Source organism: Limihaloglobus sulfuriphilus (assembly GCF_001999965.1).
GTDB classification, from domain to species: domain Bacteria; phylum Planctomycetota; class Phycisphaerae; order Sedimentisphaerales; family Sedimentisphaeraceae; genus Limihaloglobus; species Limihaloglobus sulfuriphilus.
This window is the reverse complement of record NZ_CP019646.1, coordinates 3278144-3304052: the sequence shown is the minus strand read 5'-3', so window position 1 is coordinate 3304052 and position 25909 is coordinate 3278144. Positions and strand designations below refer to the sequence as shown.

Annotated in this window: 14 protein-coding genes; 1 reads left to right on the top strand and 13 read right to left on the bottom strand. The window is 46.8% G+C overall.

What is annotated here, in order from left to right; all coding sequences use genetic code 11:
* Positions 1–95: 95 nt before the first annotated feature.
* Both SMSP2_RS12740 and SMSP2_RS12735 read right to left on the bottom strand, forming a co-directional pair.
* A complete protein-coding gene (locus SMSP2_RS12740) occupies positions 96–707 on the bottom strand; it encodes a PEP-CTERM sorting domain-containing protein (RefSeq protein WP_186804715.1) in 612 nt (203 codons plus the stop codon).
* 779 nt (positions 708–1486) lie between these two features.
* A complete protein-coding gene (locus tag SMSP2_RS12735) occupies positions 1487–4492 on the bottom strand; it encodes a right-handed parallel beta-helix repeat-containing protein (RefSeq protein WP_146684420.1) in 3006 nt (1001 codons plus the stop codon).
* A 298-nt stretch (positions 4493–4790) separates the two neighbouring features.
* On the opposite strand from SMSP2_RS12735, the gene SMSP2_RS12730 reads away from it, so the two are divergent.
* The gene (locus SMSP2_RS12730) at positions 4791–6320 is read left to right on the top strand and encodes a YifB family Mg chelatase-like AAA ATPase (RefSeq protein ID WP_146684419.1); all 1530 of its coding nucleotides are present in this window, start codon (positions 4791–4793) and stop codon (positions 6318–6320) included.
* 201 nt (positions 6321–6521) lie between these two features.
* Here the strand turns inward: SMSP2_RS12730 and SMSP2_RS12725 are convergent, their stop codons facing one another.
* The 11 genes from SMSP2_RS12725 to SMSP2_RS12675 all read right to left on the bottom strand — a co-directional run bounded on the left by SMSP2_RS12725 (position 6522) and on the right by SMSP2_RS12675 (position 25888).
* Positions 6522–9599: a metallophosphoesterase family protein gene (locus SMSP2_RS12725; RefSeq protein WP_146684418.1), complete on the bottom strand. Its 3078-nt coding sequence runs from the start codon at positions 9597–9599 to the stop codon at positions 6522–6524.
* 309 nt (positions 9600–9908) lie between these two features.
* Positions 9909–10211, bottom strand: coding sequence for a four helix bundle suffix domain-containing protein (locus SMSP2_RS12720; RefSeq protein ID WP_146684417.1), 303 nt, complete (start codon positions 10209–10211; stop codon positions 9909–9911).
* Positions 10212–10282: 71 nt separating this feature from the next.
* Complete coding sequence (locus SMSP2_RS12715) at positions 10283–12511, bottom strand: NADP-dependent isocitrate dehydrogenase (RefSeq protein ID WP_146684416.1); 2229 nt, start codon at positions 12509–12511, stop codon at positions 10283–10285.
* A gap of 224 nt (positions 12512–12735) precedes the next feature.
* On the bottom strand, positions 12736–14211 hold the full coding sequence (locus tag SMSP2_RS12710) for a sulfatase family protein (protein WP_186804714.1): 1476 nt from the start codon (positions 14209–14211) through the stop codon (positions 12736–12738).
* Positions 14212–14364: 153 nt separating this feature from the next.
* A complete protein-coding gene (locus SMSP2_RS12705; RefSeq protein WP_146684414.1) occupies positions 14365–15876 on the bottom strand; it encodes a sulfatase in 1512 nt (503 codons plus the stop codon).
* Positions 15877–15896: 20 nt separating this feature from the next.
* On the bottom strand, positions 15897–17036 hold the full coding sequence (locus SMSP2_RS12700; protein ID WP_146684413.1) for an ATP-binding protein: 1140 nt from the start codon (positions 17034–17036) through the stop codon (positions 15897–15899).
* 145 nt (positions 17037–17181) lie between these two features.
* On the bottom strand, positions 17182–18273 hold the full coding sequence (locus tag SMSP2_RS12695; protein WP_146684412.1) for a glycosyltransferase family 9 protein: 1092 nt from the start codon (positions 18271–18273) through the stop codon (positions 17182–17184).
* 29 nt (positions 18274–18302) lie between these two features.
* Positions 18303–19769 carry a YhjD/YihY/BrkB family envelope integrity protein gene (locus SMSP2_RS12690; RefSeq protein ID WP_186804713.1) on the bottom strand — a complete coding sequence of 489 codons (1467 nt, stop codon included), beginning with the start codon at positions 19767–19769 and terminating at the stop codon, positions 18303–18305.
* A gap of 207 nt (positions 19770–19976) precedes the next feature.
* Positions 19977–21488, bottom strand: a complete 1512-nt coding sequence (gene pepD / locus SMSP2_RS12685; RefSeq protein WP_146684410.1) for a beta-Ala-His dipeptidase — start codon at positions 21486–21488, stop codon at positions 19977–19979.
* 1649 nt (positions 21489–23137) lie between these two features.
* The gene (locus tag SMSP2_RS12680; protein ID WP_146683483.1) at positions 23138–24265 is read right to left on the bottom strand and encodes an IS110 family RNA-guided transposase; all 1128 of its coding nucleotides are present in this window, start codon (positions 24263–24265) and stop codon (positions 23138–23140) included.
* Positions 24266–24580: 315 nt separating this feature from the next.
* On the bottom strand, positions 24581–25888 hold the full coding sequence (locus tag SMSP2_RS12675; protein WP_146684409.1) for an SH3 domain-containing protein: 1308 nt from the start codon (positions 25886–25888) through the stop codon (positions 24581–24583).
* Positions 25889–25909: the final 21 nt, after the last annotated feature.

Sequence of the window (25909 nt, the reverse complement as noted above, 5' to 3'; positions counted from 1 at the left end):
CACAATAGCCGTTTTATTTATCTCAAAGTAGAATAAGCATAAGCCCGGCCGAAGTCATACCTGCGGCCAGGCCTGTACAACCTATTCCTTTTGACTTAAAGTTTGGTTCTCACCGCAAACAGAGATCCTACAAGCAACAGTCCAAGTGATGCCGGTTCCGGAACGGATACCGAGTCAATGACCGCCTGTACCAGCACTGCGTCCTGGGCCAGCTGGACCGATATTGTTTCATAATCAGGGTTGGGGCGGTACTCCAGGTCAAAGTACTGATAACCGCCGTCCGGCTGAGTGAAGACCAGAGGATTAGAAGCAAAGGTCACAACACCGGGTACCGGAGATGTTCCCTCAACCCCCTCGCTGTTAACACCAAGGGGAGGAGTCGTAACATTTTGCCAGGTGAGCTGGATACGAAGATATTTTATCGGCATCTCGTCAACGAAATTCGGGACTTCAAAAATATATCGCCCGTTTTCGCCGGAGATGATCTCTGAAGGAAAAATATCATACAAAAATGTTGAAGGATCAGTGTCATCAACAGAAGAGAAGTTGACCAGACTCACAAACCCGCTTGAGGCCTCTCCGGTGTAATGAACATTCACCGAAAGCGGATCGCCTCTATAATCGGGGGCATTAAGATCATCAGCCATCGCTGCGTTTGTCAAAAAGACGATGAGCAAAACGGCTGACACAATAGATAAGTAATTCAAATAAGTTTTCTTTAGAGTTTTCATTTTAATCTCTCTCTTTCTTAATTTATTCACAACATTGAAATTAACCCTAAACCCTCAATAAAGAATGTTTCATAGGCATACTCCTGAAAATGTTTAATTTTATATGAGACTAAAACAATATCATTTATATCTAAACACAAACACTGATCTTTTCAAAGCTGACATGCGAGTTATTCTGAAATGTGTATCAAGTTTTACAACGTACTATACTAATCATATAAAAATACTATAGTACGCTCGTTCCCATGTCAAGTAAAAATAAAATTTATATACAAAGAAGACATTTACAAGAAAACAAACAAGTGTAAGCCTTTTAAAGTCATAAACATGCACTACCTTAGCCAGTTCATATTTTTTATATCCGGCTCAAAGTTCGCATACGATTTTAATGTTTTTTTATACAGCTTGAATGAAATCAGGCGCACTTCTCTGTTTAGAACGCAGCAGGATATCCCGGGAGCTGTAAATTGGCACCATCTAATTATTCTAAACCCGGTTCTTATCAATCCTTATCGTGAAAGAATACCTGCTGAGCTGATCTGCCGGCAAGCCGTTTTTTCCGCTAACAGGGGTTTTGTAGTGCCTACAGAAAAACTCCAGTTCTTTATTTGCAAGGACTTACGTGAATTTACCGCCGAAGTCGGGACAGCTGATTTGCCAGTGGTTAATTTATGGAAAATGGAATATTTTTTTATATATTTGTGATTAAATCTTTTACAAATAAAAAGTTTGATCCTTATATTTCTTCCATCTGGTTACTCACCGCAATTCTCACCGCTGCATTCCTGCAGCCATTGCGATGCAACCAGCATCAAGTCGGTCAGGTCAACCCTTCCGCTTTTGTTGATATCTGCCCCGCCGCACCATGAACAGTCGAACTCTACGAAGTAATGGTCGCTGAACGAATTGCTGTAGTATATTGGCGGAGTTCCGTAAAGATAGCCCTGGCCGTTTGTAGCACGGGTATATGCCCGCAGGCGGAACTGGTATGCGCAGCGTACCCAATCGGTAAAGGCGGGAGAGTCGGATGTGTTGTATATCTGATTCAATACGCCGTGCCAGTTGTCCGGAGGAGATGTGCCGGGATATGTATCCGATGCTATCACGCCGGCATAGTTGTTCTTGCCGTAGTAAGCATCGAGCACCCAGTGCCGCAGGTAACCGTCCGGATGGGTCGCTGAGATGTTGAGCCTGAGGTTTTCCTGGTTATCCTGAAGTGTTATAATCCCGCACTCCTGTAGTATTCCGTCTGTTATCTCATCCCAGTAAGGCGAAGACGGGTCATAGCGGACATCGTTTATCTCGGTATATACGCCGGTATTGTTTACCAGCAGCGTGAGATGATCCATGTCATTGGGGAAGAGTGTCATCTCTTCAAGTGTCATCAGGTACATTTCACTTGGTTTGTATGCCTTGTAGGTAAGTGTATATTTCCCATTTGGCAGACTGGAAGTATGCCATATGCAACGCAAATCAAGGCTTGACCAGGCCCCGGTGTGGGTATATTCATACAGGTTCTCTACGCCGTAAACAACCTTGGGCCCCAGGTGCGTCCTCTGGTATATAACAGAGCCGTCCCACTGAGGGATAGTGAGAATCTTGTAGAGGCCTGTTGTTACCGGTTGATAATCCTCCGGCTCGGGCGGCGTGTCCTCATCGGGCCACATGGCATATAGTATCTTGTAATACATCAGGCCGTCCGCTACATCGACATCGCCGAAGACACCGTTTATACGCAGTGATCCGCCAAAGGGCGAGTCGTGGTACTGCGGAATTGCAAAATCAATGTGGTCCTGATAGCTGACATTGGTAAGTCCATGGTCTTCGTTCGCTTGTGCCTGTTCGATGAAAGCGGTGGGCAGATTTCCAACCTCTGTGAATATAAAACCGCTGCCGGGATGGGTTCCTATGCCGGTGGATTCCGGACCGCCCCATACGCCCATGTCGTTACGCGAGCCGTCCGGATCGTTATATATCGTATCTGGGTTGCCTGTGTCTGTGCATGGGGATTCGTCTGTCAGCCGGTAGTTGAGAGTGTCTTCAAACAGCGGGTCTTCGCTGATCTCGCCGGTTGCAGGTTGGGGGCTAAACTGCTGACCTCCGTCATTATTGAAATAGTTGTAGGTATTTGCCCATACATCATTATAGAGTATCTGCCCCTCGTTAAGGAAATTGTAGTAGAAAATTCCCGCGTGGCTGTTATTGGTGATGATATTGTTCATTATAGTGTGGCTGTAGTAGGGATCATCACGAGGAAATACCAGGTTTGACCATGCTTCACTGTCGCAGCGTCGGTCCCATATCCTCATCATCACATCTTCGGGTGCATCAGCAGGGAGGGTAACATGTAAAAGAAGCAGGTCAGCGGCCTGGCTGAGAGCGCAATACCCATATACATACTGCTGCTGCATGTCATAAAATTCTACCCAAGTCCTTGATCCATCAGGGTTGGAACCGCAGGGCGGAAGGTCGGGGGATACTTCAAAGAGCTCATCGCCGTACTGGTACCAGTTTTCTACTCTGAAGTAGTAACGGTTGTATTCCGGATTGGTAGCGGGCTCCGAGTACAGTGGGGTAAGTATAGGTGCCGGCAGGTAATAGTCACATATTGTTGTTCTCGAACGTACAAGATTAACCAGCAGTTTTCGCCCGGTTTCGGTGAGATGGTCGGGAGTATCTCGGAACCCCCACAAGTAGTGCCCCTCTTCGCCTGTAAGCGGATAGTGTTGCGGAGAAGTTGGCGAGAGACTGCAGAGTTTAACAACTTCCGAGTCCATACTGCCTTCATAAACAGCCAGGACATTAGAGGTATAAATACGGTCGTAAACAATTATATCTCCGTCTTTAAGTATCTCTATATCATACGGCTCGTGGAATACCGGGTTGCCGGTTTCTACTACATGCATCCTGTTGGTGTTTGCGAAAGCAGAATTGCCATAGTTTATGGATATCCCGAGTTCCTGGAAAAGTGCCGCTCCGCCGTTTCCGATACCCAGAACAGGGCGGTTTGAGTTGTTGATTGCATCTACCTGTGCCTGTGTTCCCCAATTGTAGCCGCCGCCTGTATCGTCTGTGACCATTATCAGCCGGTAGCTTGCCAGGTTGGTTGTTGTAATGTCGCCCATTTGGATAACATTAGCGGCAATACCGCTGTCTGACAGAATGCCCTGGTATTCTGCGGCTGAGTTTTTGTCTGAAGCGTATATGATCAGCACCATATATTCCGGTGCCGGAATTGCTGCAGCCCCTTCAAAAATAATACCGTTGAAGTTTCCGTTTATCGTGTTGTTTATGATCTGTGGATTTGCCCCGCTCAGCACGGAGATTCCCGCGTAGTTGCCTTCGATAATATTGTTTCGAATGATCACCGAACCGCCTTCAACATGGATACCGCCATAGTCCCAGCCGCCGCCACCGCTGCCGGCTGTGGCAGAGCCGGTAATTCTAAAACCAGAGATTACCGAGCCCATTTCGTATCCGTCATAATGGATGACATAATCATACATCTGCTGAGCGTCTATGATTGTGGAATGGGGAGAATGCCCCAGCAGGTTTATCCCGTCAGTGAGGTAAACCTGCTCGTTGTATGTGCCGGGATAGACATATACATTGTCACCCGCCGCCGCAGACATGACTGCATCAGATATCGTGGTGAAATCACCGCTGCCGTCCTTTTTTACTGTAATAGTACCGGCACAGAGTAATGATGCTATTATCAACAGAGTAAAACTCAAGATTTGAAATAGATTTGCTCGTTTCATGATTTGCCCTCCTTTAAATTTACATACAAAATTAATTATCATGTTGTGGTATGATGTATGCCAACAGGAGATTATCTACTCACAATTCTATTATAAATTAGAAAACACAGCTTTTCTATAGAGTTTTTAAAAAAACTCATATCTCGAGTGTCAGATTTTTTCGAAGACAGGTAAACGACTGTTTATAAAAAACTTATGTTTAATTGAATTTTAATTATCATTAAATTTTTTCACTTTTAACTATTAATTTTTCGTTTATAATGCTCTTAGAATTATAACTTTATCTCAGGAGTGCCGGATGCTTGCAAGGCTCAACAGTGTTACACTAATTGGAATTGACGGCCTGGCCTGCGAGGTCGAGGTGCATATCTCTAACGGAACAAATGAGAGGCCGATGATTGTCGGCCTGCCCGACGCCGCGGTAAAGGAAAGTCTCGAACGTGTCAGAAGTGCTGTAATCAACTCCGGTTACAGCTACCCTGACGGCCAGATACTGGTAAATCTCGCGCCGGCGGATGTCCGCAAAGAAGGACCCTCGTTCGACCTGCCCATCGCCGTGGGCCTGATGAGAGCGGCGAAGAAATTCGAGTGCGACAGCCTAAAACGTGAAATCCTGGTCGGCGAGCTTGCACTTGACGGGCGTGTCCGGCCGGTAAACGGTGTTTTGAGCATGGCTATGGCGGCACGCGAAAAGGGATTTGACCGGATCATAGTACCCCAGGAAAACGCCGCCGAAGCAGCCGTTGTCAAGGGCATAGACGTTTACGGTGTCGCAACCCTGAGCCAGGCAATCGGCGTGCTCTCCGGCATTTTGGAGCTGGAGCCGACGGTAGTTGACCTGGGAACAATGTTCGACACCGCATCACAATACCCGATAGACTTCGCCGATGTCAAGGGCCAGGAAGCCGTCAAACGGGCACTGATAATCGCCGCGGCAGGCGGCCATAACGTTATCATGATGGGCCCGCCCGGATCCGGTAAAACCATGCTTGCCAAGCGGATAGCAACAATACTGCCGCCGCTCTCGCTGGAGGAATCGCTCGAAACTACGCGGATATACTCATCGGTCGGTCTGCTCAGACGCGGCAAGGCCCTCGTAGCTACGCGGCCGTTCCGCTCGCCGCACCATACCGCCAGTGCGCCGGCACTTATCGGCGGCGGCACACACCCAAAACCCGGCGAGCTGAGCCTGGCTCATCACGGAATACTCTTTCTCGACGAGTTCCCGGAGTTTCAGCGAAATGTGCTCGAGACGATACGCCAGCCGTTAGAGGATTCTTCCGTTACAATTGCCCGTGCCAAGACAACATTGACTTTCCCCGCCTCTTTTATGATGGTAGCCTCCGCAAACCCCTGTAAATGCGGCTATTACGGTTCTACACAGAAAAAATGCCGCTGTTCGCCGCGGCAAATAGAGCAGTACCTATCGCGAATATCAGGCCCGCTGCTGGACAGGATCGATATACATGTAGATGTGCCCGCGGTGGACTACCGCCGCCTGCGAAGCGCCGAGAAGGGACAAACCTCCACACAAATACGCAAAGATGTAACCGCCGCACGGCAGATACAATTTGAGCGGTTCGGCTCAGACGCCAGAATGACAAACGCCCGCATGAGCCACTCGATGATAGAGAAGTTCTGCCCGCTCGATAAGGCCGGCGAAATGGTACTCCGAGCCGCGATGAACGACCTGGCACTAAGCGCCCGCGCTCACGACAAAATCTGCAAAATGGCACGCACAATAGCCGACCTCGACAACTCGAAGGATATCAAAGACTGCCACGTAGCCGAAGCCGTAGGCTACCGAAAATTAGACAGAAAGCTATAAATTAAAGGCAACCAGCCGGTAGCCGACAAACGCACAAACATAACCTCACAGCCGATTATGAAACTTACACTGAGATGCGACCAAATGGCAATATACTGGGCATCTAGCGAAAAATTCTTCGCCGCCCCCAAACACTTCATAGAGAAACCAATCTCCGAGTTTTATTGAGGGTCAAAAGAAAATAGCTTATACAGCTTTTACTTAGCGTTTTGGTTTGGGTAATTGTCTAACTTTATAACTTGCTTTAGTGATTTTAGATGAGGTAGCATCCAGTTTAGTGACTTCTTCAATTTTCTGTCTAGTTGTAATTTTAACAGGAAATACATATAAATTCATCCAGATAAACTGCTTTGCAAGCCTTTTGTGAAAGTACGAAAACTTCTTATCTTTGAATATCGATTCAACTTCACCCATTGGAAAATTGCCATAGTGGTCTAACTTAATCGAAAGCTCCAAAAAACGGTGAGGAATATCAATTGACTTATCAAATATTTTCCTAAATAAAGGCTTAAGAATAGGTATTCCAACTGAATTTGATGTGTGTTTGATTATAGCATAAATCATAAATTGACATAAATCATATAACGACTCATTTGCTTTGTGATAAATAGTCGATGCCATAAGGTCTGGAGAGTTCTCTTTTATCTTATCTTGAAAAACACTGATTAAATCTTCTCTATTGGAATCAACAAATGTTAAAAAAGAGGATATTGTCCTAAATGAAAGAGAAAAACAAGTCCTTGCAACTTTTTCTTTTAAATTACCTTCAAGTTTACCTTCGAAATTTTTTAATATTTGCCCCAGGATTTGAATCGACTTAAATGATGCATTTATATCAGAAGCTTCAACATCTTCGCTTGGATTTGCAGAATCTTCTACAGTAGGGTAATCCGATTGCTTATCAAGCAGTTGATCTTCAATTTGATCCTGGACTTCTAATGTATCATGATAGTTTTCATCCGTGTCACCTTCAGGTATTGCTATAGCCAAAGGAGTTAAAGGGTCTGTGATAAACTTAATATCCTCTTGCAAATTACACTCTTCATGAGTTTCAAAAATTTTGTCTGTTGCCAAAAAAATCTGTTCTAACAAATATATATTATCTGTCAGGTGACATAAAAAGACAACTATATTAGCAACCTGCTCATTGTAAAGCATTGTAACCATCTTGCTAATTGAATTCTGAATCTCTTTACTATTTACATGTTTAGCAAAATAACTTGCGACAAAGTAGCAATAAAAATATTTGTATTTAAAACTAATTCGACCACAATCTTCCTCGAAAATTTTTGCAGTTGTTAAATTTCTTGTCAACCTGTCAAAACTTAAATCAGATAAATACTTGTCGTTATATTTCTTATGCCATATTTCATACTCCTCAATTATAAGTTTTGTTTTTGCAGTGCTATACATGTGATACGCTAACTCTGACAAGTAAGTATAGTAAGAGTCAATAGGTTGAGGAGAACCCGTAGCAATAAATAAACTCTTAGTTATAAGAGCTTGGTATATATGACCAAACGATGCAAAAGTGGGTATGTCGTTTGGTTTCGAGACCTCAAAAGTCTGGATTATAGTTAGTATGAATAGTGGATAACTTGGCACCAGATCAAAGCCTAAAGAGTCATCTACCATATGTTCGATTTGACGGAGAAAGGTAATGTCCTTTCTTTCATTCTCAAAGCCGTTTTCATTTAGTGAAAACCACTTTTCAATTAACAGGTGCCTCTTCTTTCTACTGAACGGAAGTAACCTACTCTTTGTATATTCAATTAAAATTTTCTCTAAATATTTAGAACTTGAAAGACTCAAATGATTCTCTTCTGACATCAGTAAAATGATGTTTGAAAAATATTTTTCAAGGAGCTGTAGGTTCTGTGCAATTCTCGCTTCGTTTTTTGACTCTTCATATCCATTAAATGAGTCGATTATTAGCACACCTTTATCTCTTGACAATTGCATAAACATTTCGTGGCTACATTCTCCTTCATACTTATCTTTAACTTCTTTAGATATTAATTCCTCAAGGTTTGAAGGCGTGCACATAAAAGCGCTTTTAGCTTCTACTAGCAAGGGATATTTTTCTTCTTCAATCATTTTAGAGCAAAGGTATTTTGCTAAAGAGGTTTTCCCGGATTTCTCTGCACCTATAATAACATGTTTACACCCTGAAGTCAGTATATCTAAGTATGATTCATAAGTTTCAATTGCATTTGAAGACCCATCAAACTCATATGTATCACTTGCTTTGATACTAGGAAATACAAACAAGTCATTGAATTGGACTTCTTTTTTATGTGGATGTGTGAATGCAGTTCCTACATCTTTAAGTACCTTTGAAAACTCTTGCGAAAATACCAGCTTGCCTTTTGTGTTCAATGAAGTCTGAAGTTCAATGTCTCTATCTTTTTTAAAAATATCATCATCAAACTTAAACTGAATTGATTTGTGTACAGTTTTTTTCGTTAAATCAATGCAAATAAAATTGAAACTGTGATATCTGTTATCATTAAAAAGTTTTCCACCATCTATAATATTTCTGGAGTATTCTCCGTCAGAAACTGTTAATGTTCTATGTACATGTTCATGACCTGCCAGTATCAGATCGCAATTAGCATATTTGATATCAAGTTCTCTAGCATTATCAGGATGCATCCAGTTAAAGGGATGATGAAGAGCAAGTACTCTCATTCCAATCTCTTCACTTGTAATAGAGTTTGTATCCAAAAAAGATGATGGAAAAAACATTTTACCTGGTTGATCTTCCACATTAGAACACCAAGAGGTATTTAATAGTGTAAGATCCAATTGAAAATCTCCAATATCATATTTAATAGAGTAAGAAAGTGATGAGGAATCCCAACCGCCAAAAGTACTATACCCCGAAAGGGCATTGCAAAAATCAAAAAAATGTTTTTGAGACATCAACAAATGGTCAAGTTGATCTTTCTCTATTTTTTTGTTATAGGATAAAGATTTTAATATCAACGATCTAATTGATCCTTCATTTTCTAAAAAACAATCATGATTACCAGGTACAGCAAATGTATATAACTTCTTAAAGAAAGGTGATAAATTTTGCTCTAATTCGTTAATAAAAAACTTAGCAGATTCATAGCCGTTAATATCCCCGCAGTTTACTATATCTCCAGATATGATAATTAAACAGTGGTCAATATTATGACTAACTCCTTTGATGGCAGAGACCAACGGTTGTGTACTGGCATTAAAATCTTTTGAAAAATGCAAATCGCTTAAATGAACTAAACCCAGTTCCATATTCAATCCTTATAATTCAATAATAACATTAACCGTGCTTCGCAACATTACAAAATTGGTTTTTATACATCAGTAAATCCTCTACTTCTGCACTTAGCCACATAATTACAAGATATTTAATAATATTTCAAGCAAAAAAAACCCGAAATTCTACGATGAAGAGTTGGAATTTATAAAAAAAGCTAGTAATTTTTGAAAATATCAGCGAAACGAAATCAACCGCAGGGCATAATCCGTGTAAACTGCGGATAACCGTTATTCAATACCAGCCTAACCACTTACTCACGTGCGTGGCTCTGATTTTCAGCTTTATTTTCTCCTGTTTGATCTGACACGGTACATCCGCTCTGAGAAACCGCCTTTTTGTTCGAACTCGTTGGCAAGTGCTGAGATTTGGCGGTTCAGCAGTCCGCAGGCTACATTTATCAGAACCAGTGCGGCATTTGCGCTTATCATTGCGTAGGCACTGGACATAGCGGACGGGTTGGACGCGGTGTTCTGTGCAGACCGTTTCGCGGTATCTTTGACCCACATAGCCACTTCATCGGCAGTTCGGCACCTGCGGTCAACCAGTTCCTGTCGCAGCAAAGAATGATCATGCCATTTTTCCATGCAGAGGAATCAGTTTTTCTTCATCATTCATACACTAAGTCTATAAAACCAGTTAAGCTGCTTGACGGGTGTTAAATCCCGTCGATGATTTTGTTGAGCGTTTTGCTGGGACGCATCTGGGCGGTTGTCAGCTTCGGGTCGGGCAGGTAATAGCCGCCGATGCGGGCGGGTTTTCCCTGTGCCGCGAGCAGCTCTTCGTTTATCGCCGCTTCATTATCGGCCAAAGCCTTAGCCGCGGGCGCAAATGCCTCTTTGAGGTCTTTGTCATTATCCTGCGCGGCGAGCGCCTTTGCCCAGTACATGGCGAGGTAGAATGTGCTGCCGCGGTTGTCGATCTCGTTTACCTTGCGGGATGGGGATTTGGAGTTTTCCAGATACGCGGTTATCGCCTCGTTCAGGGCATCTGCGAGCACCTTCGCCTTTGCGTTGCCGCTCTTTTGAGCGATCATCTCAAGCGATGGCACAAGAGCGCAGTATTCGCCGAGCGAATCCCAGCGAAGATGCCCCTCTTTGAGGAACTGCTGAACGTGCTTAGGGGCTGAGCCGCCGGCACCGGTTTCAAACAGCCCGCCGCCCTTCATCAGAGGCACGACTGAGAGCATCCGGGCGCTTGTTCCCAGCTCAAGTATCGGGAACAAATCTGTCAGATAATCACGTAAAACGTTGCCGGTAACAGAGATGGTGTCCAGGCCCCTGCGAACCCTCTCCAGCGAAAACTGCATCGCGTCCTGTGGCTTCATGATATGGATTTCGATATCCGAGGTATCGTGCAGCGGCAGGTACTCTTTGACCTTGCTGATGATTTGCGCATCATGTGCGCGGCCTTCATCGAGCCAGAACACCGCCGGCACTCCCTCGGCCTTTGCACGGTTTACAGCAAGCTCAACCCAGTTGCGGATCGGAGCGTCCTTGACCTGGCACATGCGGAAAATATCGCCCTTTTCAACGGTCTGGGACATGATTTCATTGCCCCTCTCATCGATAACTCTGATTGTGCCCGCCGACGGTGCCTCGAAGGTCTTGTCATGCGAGCCGTATTCCTCGGCCTTTTGTGCCATCAGGCCAACATTCGAGACGCTGCCCATAGTCGCCGGGTCAAACTGGCCGTGTTTTTGACAGTCTTCGATTATCTGCTGGTACATCGTCGCGTAGCAGCGGTCGGGGATCATCGCGGCAGTGTCCTGCAGCTCATCGTCAATGTTCCACATCCTGCCGCCGTCACGAACAACGTTGGGCATAGAGGCATCTACGATAATATTGTTGGGCACGTGCAGGTTTGTTATGCCCTTGCGTGAATCGACCATCGCCTGCCGCGGGCGGTTGTCGTAAACCTTTGCGATATCAGCTTCTATCTCGGCTTTGGTTTTATCATCAAGCCGGTCGAGCTTTTCAAGTATATCCGCCAGGCCGTTATTGACGTTTGCACCGATTTTCGCCAGTGCCGCGGCGTGTTTCTCCAGTGCTTCCTTGTAGAACACCGATACGCAGTGCCCGAAGATTATCGGATCGGATATCTTCATCATCGTGGCTTTGAGGTGCAGTGAGAGCAGAACACCGTCTTTTTTTGCCGCCTGCATTTCTTTTTCGTAGAACTCGCGGAGTGCCTTTACGCTCATTACCGCGGTATCGGCAACCTCGCCGGCGAGCAGTTTTATACCTTTCTTGAGCACCTTTGTTGAGCCGTCCGCGGCGGCAAACTCGATATCCGCAACGGCATTGTTTTCCATTGTAACGGATTTTTCGCTGCCGTAGAAATCGCCTTCGCTCATGTGTGCGACACGTGCCTTTGAGCCGCTCTGGGGCCAGGGCTTCATCATCTTATGCGGGTGGCGTTTTGCGAACTGTTTGACCGATTTGGCGGCACGTCTGTCCGAGTTGCCCTCTCGCAGAACCGGATTCACGGCAGAGCCGAGCACATTTGCAAACCGCTGCTGCAATTTCGAATCCTGCTCGGTTTTTGCTTCCTGCGGATAAGAAGGAATGTTGTATCCCTTTTCCTGCAACTCTTTTACCGCGGCGTTTAACTGCGGGATAGAAGCGCTGATGTTGGGCAGTTTGATGATGTTGGCGTTGGGGTCTTGAGTCAGCTTACCCAGCTCGCTGAGATGGTCGCCGATTTTCTGGTCATCGCTGAGATTATCGGGGAAATTCGCGATAATCCTGCCGGCAAGCGAGATATCCCTTACCTTTACATCGACACCGCATTTTTTTGTAAACGCTTCTACCACAGGCAGTAACGAATAAGACGCCAAAGCCGGCGCTTCATCTACTTTTGTCCATATTATATTAAATTTTGACATGGTTTTTCCTGACATAATTTTTTTGTTGTTTTCTGCTCTCAAAAAGCCTTACAGCCTTTATAAAAACGGGGTTTAACAGAGATAAATAATATTAGCCTTTCAGCCTGTTATGTCAATTAAAATACAGAGCCTGTGTTTTGTGTGCGGCATTTTTCGCGGAATGATATTACCGCTGCACGGCCTGGCAGAGCACACCTATACATCGGGACGTATCTAAGAGAGTCTTACTGTTGCATCATTCTGCGGCGTACATGAAACTCACTCCATTGAACAGGATCATCCTTGATTTTGTCCCACTGCTCAACATTCATCCAGCCGCGGCCAAACGGCCTTCGTGCATGGTTGCCGTTTACGGTGTGTTCTAACAATTCCTGTGGAGGTTTTACCGGAGCAAGCGGCTCGGGCATCTGTCCAATCCAGTCGCTGTATTGTCTGGACATCTTTTTTACAACGTCTGGATATTTATCTGATATATCGCTGGTTTCCGCGGGATCTTTTTCGATGTCATAAAGCCGCCAGTTTTTTTCGTCGCGGTACTTGAGTATCCGCCAGTCTCTCCACCTGGCAGCCTGGACTTTGTGTGTATGCCAAAACAGCGATTCATCAGGATTTGGCTTCTTATCGCCAAGCAAAAGAGGTAACAGGTCTTTGCCTTCACAATGATCCGGAAGTTTCGCGGCGGCCGCTGCTGCCGCTGTCGCATAAAAATCGATTGTGCTTGCCATGCCTTTGTATGATTTGCCAGCAGGCAGTGTTCCGGGAAAACTCACAATCGTCGGCATTCTGAAATTGCCCTCCCACTGCATATTGGCTCCTCCCTTGCCGCCTCGATACGGCGAGGGCCGGCTGCCGGCTTTCGGGTCTCCGCCATTGTCGCTGCTGAACATGATAAGCGTTTCTTCCTGTATGCCCAGCTCGCGTATTTTCTCCAGAACCAATCCAATCTGGTCATCCAGAGCCAAGAGAGTTGCCCCGAGATATTGCCGCTTTGAGTATTTATCGCCGGTATGGTCGGGGTAAAGCCGTTTTAGATATTTTTTGCTTACTTCGGTGTTTGGAATGTGTACCGCCAAAGGTGTGAAATACAGAAAAAAGGGTTTGTCCTGTCTGCCGCGGCGTTCAATGAATTCAACTGCGTAGCGGCCTTCGACCTCTGTGAGATAGGAACCATCTACGCCAATATATGAAGAGCCGCCTCCGAAATATTCATGGCCCTCGACACGGGGGGGATGCATCCCCATCTCCATAAATCCACGGTCAAGCGCACCCTGATCCCATCTGCCAATATCCCATTTTTCGGTTCCTACAAACCCTGTAATGTAACCGGCGTCTCTGAGCGTTTCGGCCATGGTCGGTTTGTCATCGGGTATCGGCACGCCGCGTGAGAGATCATTTTTGCCGAATCTTTGGGTGTACATGCCCATCATCATCCCGCTGCGGCTGGGACTGCAGGGAACATTGATTGTATAGGCGTTGGTTAACTTTATTCCGCTGGCGGCAAGGGCATCGATATTTTTTGTTGAGAAATCTGGACAGCCAAACGCGCCGACATCTCCCAGAGCCAGATCATCTATATAGATAATTATGATATTGGGCCGTTTTTCTTTGCTGAGGGTGTAATTCGTCCCGCAGGAAGAAACAAAGGGAAGGCCGGCAATACAGGAGCCTGCTAATTTCAAGAAGTTGCGTCTGGTATTCAAAATATTCTCTCCGGTAAAACATTGGTTGATGAGAAGCTGAATTGGGGATTGTTTCTCAATATTTACAGTAACAGTTTATATATTTTTTTCGTTTCTGTGGTTAACTCTAAACTCACATCGTTTAAGATGCAAGCAGAAAATACCGCTGCGGAACTACTTTCGCGGCAGCCTTGCGTTTACCTTGTTAAGGTAGTCTAACAGCTGCTCTTTCAACAGCCTCGTTTTCTCCGGCATTTCGCCGCTCAGCTCGTTTTGTTCATTGATATCTTTATCAAGATTATACAGCTCACAATTTTCACTGTCGTGAAAGTAGATCAGCTTATAATCGCCTGAGCGTATTGATGACTGCGGCCGTGTCCGGCTGATATAGCCGTCATTGACCCCGATCTCTTCAGGTCGTTTGCTGTAATTTTTCCACCCTTCCGGATGATAATAGGGGAAATGCCAGTACAGACAGCGGTTTTCGAGCTCCTCTGAGCTGCTCCCCCGCATCAGGGGCATAATATCCCGCCCGTCGATATCCTCGGCGGCGGGCGGCTTTGCACCGGCTATTTGGCAGTACGTCGGCAGGCAGTCGGTATGCATAACCGGCGTATCACATATACTGTTGGCAGCGATAACACCGGGCAGACGGGCAATCGTGGGCACCCTTACCCCCGCTTCGTAAAGGTTCCATTTACTGCCGCGAAGGGGGGCGTTAAACGCGTGGGATGGGTGGCCGCCGTTGTCCGAGGTGAAGAACACGAGGGTGTCATCGGCGATTCCGAGCCTCTCCAGCGCGTCGAGCAGCCGGCCGACGTAGTGATCCATTGTCTCGACAAAGGCGGCATATGTGATCTGGTCATCGCTGTAATCTCTGCCGAGTGCCTTTGCCTTGGCGCGGTATTTATCCGCCAGCCATTTGCATTTTGTCCCCAGCGGGGTATGCACGTAGTGGTGGCTGACAAACAGGAAAAACGGCTTGCCTGTGTTCTTTGCGTTCTCTTCCATAAACCCGATTGATTCCGCGGTGAGGTCATCTTCGGGGAAACTGCCGGGCTCATAGGGGCCGAATTTGCCTTTTTCGCTCTTTTTCCAGCCGTAAGGGTGCGAGCCAACCGTCTCAAAACCCCAGTCAAAGCCCTGCTTCCGGGGCCCGTGTGTCCGGCTCCAGCCGTTATAGCTGCCGTGATGCGCCGCGACGTGCCATTTGCCGGCGATACCGGTCGCGTAGCCGGCGGTTTTCATCGCGTCGGCAATCGTAACCTCCTCTATCGGCAGGTTCAGCGTAAACGGCGGGGGTACCATCTCAAATCCGTCCCACTGCCTACGCCAGGCCTGATCCCAGTCATAACTGTTGCCCTCAAACTTGGTTACAAACTCAAAATTCAGCCGGGCGGGCGTCTTGCCCGTCAGAAATGCCGCGCGAGACGGCGAACATATCGGCGCCGGGGCGTATCCGTTGGTAAACCGCATCCCCTGTGTAGCGAGCCGGTCGATGTTTGGCGTTTCGCAAAACCCGCCGCCGTTATAGCCCACATCTGCAAAACCCAGGTCATCGATGAGGATATGCAGGATATTGGGGCGTTTCCGCGTCGAATCTGCCGCCAAAGATGAAGCACGGCTGAAGCCTGCAAAACCCGCCGCCGAAACCACTGAAAGTTTAATAAATTTGCGTCTGTCCATATAAGCCTCCGAAACTATTTTCACTTAAGCGTAAATTCATACCAGTTATCTGGGTTGACCAGGTTTACCGTGCTGTTTTCATACGTTTCAATAAAACGTCTTGGCGGGCGGAATTTGCCCGTGGTGCCGTATTTGAACTCGAAACCGTCGAGCCGGCCGCCGTGTTCCTCTATATAGTCAACCTCGGGGCCGGAGTAGAGCCTCCAAAAGTAGGTATTTGGACGGAACCGTCGAATCTCGTTTCGTTTCATCCGTTCTACAATGCAAAAATTTTCCCAGAGGGCGCCGACATCGTTACGAATATCAAGCGTGTTGAAGTTCTGGATCAGCGCATTTCGGATACCCAGATCGTAGAAATATATCTTACGCGACTTGGCTATCTCTTTACGCAGATTCCTGCTCAAAGCCGGCAGCCGAAAGATAATGAAGCACTTCTCCAGCAGGTCAATATAGCGTTTGACTGTTGTGCCGGCCAGACCTAATATTGTGCCTATCTCATGCAAAGACACTTCATTTCCGACTTGTAGAGCTATCAGCTTGAGCAGATCCAGCAGCAAATCGGAATTACGAAGATTTTCAAATGCCAGAATGTCTTTGTATAGGTATTTGCCGGCTATATCATTAAGCTCTTCTTTTGCATCGGTTTCTGAAACGCCGAAAACAGTGGGATAACTGCCGAAGCGGAGCAGACTCTCCAGCCTGCCTGAGAGATCAATCATGCCCATATCTGCCGCTAACTCACCTGTTGAGAACGGCAGAAGTTTGAACTCCCTGCCTCTGCCTACAAGCGGTTCGCCAACCTGATTTGATAACTCAAAACTGCTTGACCCTGTCGCAATAATCTGAATATCAGGGTATGTATCCACCAGGAGTTTTAATATATGACCAACCCTTTCGATATTTTGCGCTTCATCGAGAACAACCAGCTCATAATCACCAAGAAAATCTTTTAATTGAAGCTCATTAGTTGTTTCCAGCCGGTTTTTTACATTTGATGACTCACAATTGAGATAATTTACCCGTTTGCCGGCAGCCCGCTGGCTTTCAAGGATTGCTTTGGAAAGTGTGGTTTTGCCAACCCGTCTGGCACCGTATATGGTAATTACTTTGCCCTTGTACAGACTTTCTTCTATTATTTTTTGTGCAGTTCTCTTTATCATACTGGATTATTTTACCATCTATTTCAAAAATTACCAGTAATTTTTAACATTAACTTCAAAATTTACCGGTAATTTTTAAAGTCTATTTCGAAATTTACCGGTAAATTTGCATATAACGGCTAGTTTTTCTTTATGCCGCTAAAATTTATTCGCTTAAAATTGTAAAAAATGCGTCTAAAACCGCGGCTGTCTGTTCGGGACAATGAGAGCTGAAACTATTGCGAGGCTGTACACTTACAACGGTTCTTGCTCCCTGGGGACCGTAGTGAATACGGTTTGTTTCACCAAAAACGGCAAGCGTGGGCGCCCCGAGCATCGCGCTGAGCTGGGTTGTGCCGGCCTCGTTTCCGATATAACCTGCCGCGGCGGCAATGACGGCCGCGAGCTGATCGAGTGATATGCCGCGAAGAATCGGGTTTTTGTCGCCGGATGATTTTATCCGCTCTACCAGCCCGTGCTCATTGGGGCCGATAAGCCAGAGAGGCCTATACCCTTTGGCGTATAACATGGCGGCAAGTTCGATATAATTCTCAATCGCCCAGTTTTTCTCCGCTTTGCCGCTGCCGGGTGCCAGAATGACCGCGTTTTCGGGATTTTCACAGCCTGCTTTGGTCAGTATTTCCCTGCCGCGGTCCGCATCTCCGGCGGCGGGCCGTATAACCGGCGCGTCCATATCCAGGCTCAGTTTCTCACCTGTAGAGAGCGCCTCAATCGACGGGCCCTTCTCGCAGTAAAATTCTTCAATGTGAAACCGGCTTATATGCCCGCTGTAATCCCGAGGGGCAGAGACAGAGAGGGTTACGACTTCCGACGAGGTCGTCTGGTAAAGAGTATATATCAGATTCTGTTCAAACCGCCCGCCTTTTTCGCCGACAAAGTTTATCACCCATTCGTAGCCGGCAAGCTCCATCGCCAAGGCGTCATTATCCGGCAGTTCATAGTCTGCCGGCTCGCACTCAAGGCGTTTGAGCCCAAGTTTGTCGAAATCAATTATCCGGTCAACGGGGCTTCGCCGCGGCAGAAACGATATCTTCTCACACCGCCCGATAAAATCTACCTCTGCGACAGCGAGATTTTGTTTGAGAAAATCCGCCAGCCTCAGCAAGCCCAGGCATTTGCCGATACCGCCGGTATGCACTATAAGGGCCTTTGTGCGGGGTTTATTCTCGCAGAACCGTGAATACCCGGGCAGCTCGAAGAGTTTAATGTTTTCGTCTGAAAAAATATCTCTTGCCATTTAACCTGACTTGCAACTTGGAATCGCGTCTATTGGGAATCTTTATCGTTTAATGTGTTTTCCGGCTTGTCTTGATTTATCTGTTCTTCAATCTCGTCCTGGAGCTCGGCCTGCTGTTCTATTTTCGCGGCGGTTGCTTCAAACTGTTTTATTGAATCGCAAACATCACGTACGGTGACATTCTCGGCGTTTTTTCTGGATTTTCTTACTAAATCCTCTATAGCACTGCTTTTATACGGTTCCCTAAGACCGACCTTTTCGAGTGCAAAGGCGTCTAAGACCTGGTTTACGGTTATTTTCTCGGGGGTTCTCTGGAGCATAAAACCCTCGTCCGGGTCTGTTGCGTAAACAACCAAACCCTCGCCGGCAAGCTGTTTCATCACTGCCTGCACAAATGTCCCCGGGAGATTAAAGACCCGGCTGATCAGGCTGTAGCGTGTCGGGCCGTCGCCGTTTACAAACCGAAACGCCAGAAATCCCATAATCCGCAGAATCAGCATATCGTTTGCCAGCAGGGCAGACTCCCGTTCCATAGCTGATTTCATCTCCTCAAAATCGATTTTCTTGAGGTTTTGTATGGTATAGGAGAGCTGCACGCCGAAAATCACTATCATCCAGGTCAGATAAATATAAAACACGGTCAGCGGAATCAGCCCCATAGCTCCGTAGAGCTTGCTGTAGGGGATGAATTTTTCCATGTAGATATTGAAAACGTGCTTCAGCAGAAACCAGATGAGAGCGGCGATGATCGCACTCCACAGCGCCGGCAGGGCCTTAACACGTGTATTGGGCATGGCGATATAGAGGAAAAAGAGAGCCATCACCGTAAGAATAAAGGGCAGAAGCGGTTGCAGGTGTTCGCTGCCGGCTCCGCCAAAAATACGCGTAACATACGGGCTTGTCTTTAGATACACGGCACCACCGATCAGCAGAGGCCCCAGCGTCAAGGGTGTCCAGAACGATATTACACGCTGGATAAACGTTCGCCCGTACGCAACGTTCCAGATATTGTTGAACGTCTTTTCGATCGTCGTCAACAGCTTCATCACCGCCCAGAACACCAGGATTATGCTCACAATCGTAGCGGTGCCCTGTTTGGAGCTCTCGAAAAACCGCTCTATCACGCCGTCGAGATACTCTGTTACCTGAAGCTCCTGCTCCGGATTTTTCGGATCGGGATATGTCAACTGGTCGAGATTAAGATTTTCATAGATATCATTCCGCAGCTGATCCCCGATTTTTTCATAAGAGGGGAAACTCTGGAATATCACGAACATGATGATAACCAGCGGGATAATGCCAAATATCGTGTGGTAGGCAAGCGCCGCGGCCTGCTGGTTTGAGCGGTTTCGCCTCAGCAGCTTTACGCATAGAGGCCAGAGCTTGAACTGGTATATAAGCATCCCGCCGAGCCGGCCTATCTCGCCGGTTGAATCATAGAGCCAGTCTTCTAATTTTTTCGGCAGGAAACGGAATCTGTTTTTCTTGTCTGACATATCAACACCGGGCAAAGCCATAAGTTGTAACTATTTAAGATAGTTATAAAGTAAAATGTGTAAAATTCATACTACAAACAGCGTTTCGCGGCTGCGATATTATTGTAGAGAGAATTCACGAATTCTCTCAAAAAGCTCTCACGCAAGGTGCCGACAATAGAGCTTTATTTATTGACAATAAAATTTTAACACACGAATATCATAACCTCATTCAGTGAACGATTCAAGAAGAACAAAAAGAAATTCCCTGATCCGCTTAACGCTGGAGATGCTGACATTTTCATCTGGCGAGTGCGGGCTTGAGATGTCCGGCCCGAACGATATCATATCCAGACCGCCCATACGCGAGCCGATAGCGCCGCATTCCAGGCCAGCATGGATCACCTTCACCCGCGGCTCATTGCCGGTATGCTTTTTGTAAACCTCGATGCACCTTGTTAAAAGGGCTGATTCCTTTGCCGGCGTCCAGGAGGCGTACCTGCCGGAGCATTTTATAGAACCGCCGCAAAGCTCGCCGATAGCCAATATCTTGTCGCGGATGTCGTCAAGGCGTTTGGGGTCGCTGCTCCGCTGTAGTGAGCCCAGGGTAAAGACAGAATCGCTGCGGCTCAGTGATACCGTGCCGAGGTTGTTGGAGGTCTCTACAGTGCCAAGCTCCGGCGAATAGCTGTAAACGCCGTTGGGCATTGCTCTTAGTAAGCCCACAATCCGGCGGGTGTCCGCCTCGCTCAATGCGGCTGTATCGTCAGGGGCATCGCAGAGCTCGAGTTTGAGCCCGGTAAGATTTTCGCTGGGGTATTCCCTCTCTATCTGATGCTTAAGCTCAGCAAACAGAGGCTCGAGTGTGCCGCGGGCGGAATAATCGGGCGAGAATGTCAAATCACCGGACGTTTGGGGCTTGAGCGGCTTTGGCTTTGCCGGCACCAGAAATTCACATACGCAGTCGCGGGCGATGGCGTTTCTGCTCGCACCGCCGTTGACCGATATCAGCCACATGCCGGGAACCTTGAGCCAGATTGAATACAGCAGCCTGCCGGCAAGCGTGTTGGCGTTGGCACGGCCTTTTTTGTTGATATCAATGCCGGAATGTCCGCCCAGTAAAGAAGTTACGGAAAACCTGCAATTAATGAGCCTGCCGTATCCGGTAACGGGGCTGCGCTTGAGATTGTGCAGTGAGATGTTGATATCCTCGCCGCCTGCGCAGCCGATAACGAACGTTCCCTCTGTCTCCTCGTCGAGGTTAATAAGCGTTTTCGCCTGGAAAAATTCCGGCTCAAGCAGCGATGCACCGACCAGGCCGGTCTCCTCGTTGACCGTGAAGAGCAGCTCCAGCGGCGGGTGTTTACACTCCGGGCTGACCGCCGCGGCAAGCGCCATCGCCATACCGATACCGTTATCCGCCCCGAGGGTGGTACCCTCGGCCTTTAGCAGATCCCCCTCGGTCTTGAGCCGGATCGGGTCATTATCAAAATCATGCTCAAGACCGGGGCGCTTCTCGCAGACCATATCGACATGCGATTGGAGACACACCGGCGGGCATTTCTCATAGCCGGCGGTGGCGGGCACCTGCATCAGTACATTGCCCGCGGCGTCTTTCTTATAATTGAAATTATGTTTGGCCGCGAACGCCTCGAGCCAGGCGATTATTTTTTCCTCACGCCCCGAGGGCCTCGGAACCTGTGCGATTTCTGAAAATATTTTTAACGCTGTATCCTGCATTTTTTGTTCTCCATGTTGTTTAACAGTGTTATTTTAGACAGAGATGCCGGATTTACAAGATTTATATAAATCCGGCCGGCCCGGCACCGTTAAAAAACAGAAAGCGGAGCAGCTTAGATTTTGTCTCTGCGGCACGCTTAAAGTTGCTGTGTAAGCGGTTTTTTGAGGGAATTCTTTGTCCAATTCATAAAAATTTCAATGATTTTGCAGAAATTTTGAAAGAATTTCATTTTTTTACTGTACATACATTAAATACTTGCTACAATGAGTTTAGAAACATCAGGATGGCGGACATTTGTTCATATAAGATTTAAAATCAGCAGTTGATTTACGTCAAAAATTAAAAAATAATTTTTTTGCATTTGATAAAAATTTTTTCGAACATATAATCCCACGTCCCGTAAGGATAATGAAACGACGTTGGACAGCAATAATTTAAAAAGTTAATACCAGAGAGTGTACGTTTGGTTGCCCCAGGAGGCAGCTGAAAGTGATGTGTTATACCCGCCATCATAATCTTATTATGGTTGTTTATTTAAACTAAAACACAGCACACAGCACAACAACTAGAAGACCCAAAACCAACAACCAAACAACCTACTCCTTTTCATTTAGTCCCCCGGTCCCTCCTACGGGGGACATCCTTTTTACCAGCAACCCGCAAGGATGTCTCAGACAGATTTGCGGTTTACTAAATAGACTACCAAACACCTACTCCTTTTCATTCGCCCCCGGCCACCTCCTCCGGGGGTTTCTTTTTGTATATGCATACCGGACAAGGGGTTATAATCCGCCGTAACAGCACCAAAAACGCCGTCAGCGGTTAGTTGAGACAAATGCATCAGTGTAGAGCAAATTCACGAATTTGCTCAATTTGAGATTTGAGATAAATAAAATAGACATGATAAACAGGATTTGAATTTACCATGAAGAGCATGAAGGACATGAAGAAAAGATATAATGAAAACTTCAATTTCTTCAATAACTTCATGGTAATAAAAAATTAATCTTGTCTATCTTGTAATCCTGTCCAATAATTAGAAGCTAAGCAGAGCAAGCGTCACCGCTTGCCGTTTCAATGTCAACCGGGGACGGTTGACCTACTTTGTGAGAGTACATGCTTTAGCGTGCAAAACACCCCGTCTTTCGGGTGCCCTCTAAAGAAGGCGGAATTGGACTTTGTGTCGGGCTGGAAGCCCGACCTACGATGAGTTTAAAAGTTAAGATTCAGGCAATATCGCATGACGCAATCAGAGCCGCGGCGTAGGGCAAGCGTCCCCGCTTGGCGTTTTAATGTCAACCGGGGACGGTTGACCTGATATGGAACGACCTTTGTCAATAGTTTTAATGAGATTATATTTACTTTTTTTTAAATTTTACATATCTTATTTTAATGACGCATGATAGCGTGGGATTCTTCGACGTTGATTCAGTCTGATATACGTGGATTAGCTTTTGGCCAGAGCCGACATTGAAATACTCCGTCGCAAACCTTGCTTTCTACGGGCATGAGTCAGACTTACCGATAAGGCATATCTGTCATATAGGACAATCGCAAGTGGTTTTTTCGTACCCACGCCACCATTTGTCATGTTTTTCTGTATTAAATTTTAAATGTTTTTTTCCCAGGGTGATAAAAAGTATATGAACTAAACTTTCTGCGGCTGAGCCTGTTTTCTTGCGTAATACTGGGTTGCTGTGAACCATATGAACCCGGCCAGCTCTCTGGCAACTGCGATGTTGGCCTTTACCAGAATCTTGCCCCTGGCCCGAAGGTACCTGTGCCGGTAACTCAAACGCTGCCCGGCCCTGTCAGCTATTTCTATTCCCCATTGCGGCCGGCTCTCTCTACGTTTTTTAAGGGCCTTAGATGGAACATATCGATGCCGGTAGTGGTGGGCAGTTTCATTGAGCAGCCGCCTTACCCGCTTATTGCCGGCCTTGGTTATCGGGCCTTTTTTTTCTGATTCTCCACTGGAGTCCTCTTTAGGGGTTAAACCGAGGTATGACATAAAAGCCGGGGCTGATTCAAAACGGGCAAAATCAAAAATTTCCACCAGAATGGATATTGCCGTGATGGTCTTGATGCCGTGAAAACAACTCAAAATACCTACCATTTCGCGGTAGTCATCCGTTTCTGCCAGCGCCTCAACACGCCGATCACACCTGTCGAGCCTTTCACAACAGTTTATGTACTGGGCGAAATATGCCTCAAAGACTTCATTCAGGGCGGGCTCTTCGAAGTTTATACCACGCAGCCAGGTTATATGCTTATCTGTCCAGTGATTGCCCTGATGGTAAATATAGCTATGACGATTGAGAAACTTGAGTATGTGATGTTGTGCTCTCTGGACATCCTTTCGGGCTGTCTCACGAAGACGCACCAGCTCTCTATCTGCCTCCTGTTTCTCATTGGGAGCGTGAACCTCGGTCAACAGGCCCGCACTGTAGTACTCCTGAAGCTTCTTTGCGTCCCTGCGGTCTGTTTTTATACGAACTCCGGGTTTTACCGGTACCAGAGATGGGGCGATTACCGCACATTTAAAGCCCAGAGCCTCAATCCTGCGCTTGAGAGAAAAGCCGCAAACGCCGGCTTCATAGCAGAATTCAACCGGCCCAGGTGCCTGACGGGCTATCTTTTTTACTGCCCGTTTAATATCAGAGGGCGTATTTTTGATTGTAAATTCAACAACATTATCCCGATCAGGGTATTTTATGGCAGCTTTATGTTGTTTTTTGTGTGTATCCATTCCTACATATGTTATAATATTGTTCATAACGACCGGTACCTTTCGTATTGTATGCGGCTCTGTTGCCACAGTGTAATAACCCGCGATTGGCAGGTGCTACGTACACCTTATCGCATAAACCGTAATTATCCGGCTTATGACGAGATTTGCAACCGTTGGGGCCGGTCGTTCCATATTTTCTACTTTGTGAGAGTACCCGCTTTAGCGTGCAAAACACCCCGTCTTTCGGGTGCCCCTCTACGAGAGGGTAATTTGATTTGTGTCGGGCTGGAAGCCCGACCTACGTGGAGCGGTTACGCAAATACGCTGTGAAACGCTAAAAACCTGAATAAACGCCGCTGCTTAGTCCTCAAGCGGGGTGATCTTTGTAAATGTAATCAGGGGCAGAGAGTTATGCGCATCCGGGCGGGCATCGCCGGCCAGGGCTACATCACGGCCGATGAACTGCTTAAGCTCGGGGATCATCTCTTTTTTGGCGGGTATTCCGTAAGCGATAACCTTGTTATTTCTGTCTTTAATCAGCCATCTCTCGGGATAAACCGCTGACTGGTAGAATTTACCCGAAAGCGTATGGTTGGCGATAAGATCAACTTTACTGAGCTTATCGTCGAGATTTGCCCTGATTCTGGCTCGTTTTTCAGCCAGCTCTTTGTCCTGTTGCTCAACCTGCTTCATAGCGGTTCGTGCCAGCTCAACGCTGTTAATTTTATTGAGCAGATACCCTGCGTACTTACCGGCTTTGCCGGATTCGGGGTGGTTGACAATAGTGGTCAGCTCTTCTTTCATCGTAGGCAGAATACTCAAATCAACCTGCTCTTTGGAAAGCTCCCTGTCAAGCTGCTTGCCGATCTCCAGGCACTTTTTGATCATCTTAGCGGTTTCTGTTTCCTTGATTTCTACCTTAGGAGCCGGCTGCGTATCTTGTGCCGGTTTTTCTGCCTCAACTTGAGCATCTGAGGTTTCAGCGTCTTCGAGAGGCTCTGCTTCGCCATTGTCTTTCCGGCTGTCCTGTTCTTCTCCGGCGGGCTCTTCTGCCGTTTCAGTGTCTTTCATTTCAGTTTCGGCTTCGTCCTCTGCCTGCTCTTTGGGCTGTGCGGGTTTTTCCGCCGGCTTTGGTTCGGCGGTCTGGGGCGTGTATTGAGACAGCGGGCCCAGGTTCTTGATATAAGCGGAATTTACCCAAACAAATGCACCTTCCGGCGGAACAATCTTGTAGTAATCATCTTCCGCGGAGTTGTCATCGTAGAATTTTACTTCGTCGCCCTTATTGAGGTTTACCTGATTGGTAGAGCAGTGTATCGCAGGCACAAATTCCGAACCTGTCCAGACACGCGTGTTGTCGCGGTTGATAATCCCCTTGCTCGGGTCGATATCGCTAACGTCCACATAATTCCTTGAGACCCAGGAAAAAAGCCCTTCCGGCGGATAGATCTTAGACCAGCCCATTTCCTCGCCGGCGATAACCACCTTGGCGGGCTCGGATATTATCGCGCAGCGGTAGAAATTAAGGCCCGCACCGGAGCGGATGTAAACCTTGCTGCCCTGAATCTCTCCAAGTTCTTTGTCTGCCATTTCCTCTTGCGATGCGGCAAACAAATCTGCACAAGAAACTACTAAAGCGATCAGTATGAGAGTTTTTATAAATCTCATTATTTTCTCCATTAAAAAAAA

Coding starts and splice junctions, on each gene's coding strand:
- SMSP2_RS12735 (WP_146684420.1), bottom strand. CDS start 4,492: ATGAAACGAGCAAATCTATTTCAAATCTTGAGTTTTACTCTGTTGATA.
- SMSP2_RS12730 (WP_146684419.1), top strand. CDS start 4,791: ATGCTTGCAAGGCTCAACAGTGTTACACTAATTGGAATTGACGGCCTG.
- SMSP2_RS12725 (WP_146684418.1), bottom strand. CDS start 9,599: ATGGAACTGGGTTTAGTTCATTTAAGCGATTTGCATTTTTCAAAAGAT.
- SMSP2_RS12720 (WP_146684417.1), bottom strand. CDS start 10,211: ATGGAAAAATGGCATGATCATTCTTTGCTGCGACAGGAACTGGTTGAC.
- SMSP2_RS12715 (WP_146684416.1), bottom strand. CDS start 12,511: ATGTCAAAATTTAATATAATATGGACAAAAGTAGATGAAGCGCCGGCT.
- SMSP2_RS12705 (WP_146684414.1), bottom strand. CDS start 15,876: ATGGACAGACGCAAATTTATTAAACTTTCAGTGGTTTCGGCGGCGGGT.
- SMSP2_RS12700 (WP_146684413.1), bottom strand. CDS start 17,036: ATGATAAAGAGAACTGCACAAAAAATAATAGAAGAAAGTCTGTACAAG.
- SMSP2_RS12695 (WP_146684412.1), bottom strand. CDS start 18,273: ATGGCAAGAGATATTTTTTCAGACGAAAACATTAAACTCTTCGAGCTG.
- SMSP2_RS12690 (WP_186804713.1), bottom strand. CDS start 19,769: ATGTCAGACAAGAAAAACAGATTCCGTTTCCTGCCGAAAAAATTAGAA.
- pepD (WP_146684410.1), bottom strand. CDS start 21,488: ATGCAGGATACAGCGTTAAAAATATTTTCAGAAATCGCACAGGTTCCG.
- SMSP2_RS12680 (WP_146683483.1), bottom strand. CDS start 24,265: ATGAACAATATTATAACATATGTAGGAATGGATACACACAAAAAACAA.
- SMSP2_RS12675 (WP_146684409.1), bottom strand. CDS start 25,888: ATGAGATTTATAAAAACTCTCATACTGATCGCTTTAGTAGTTTCTTGT.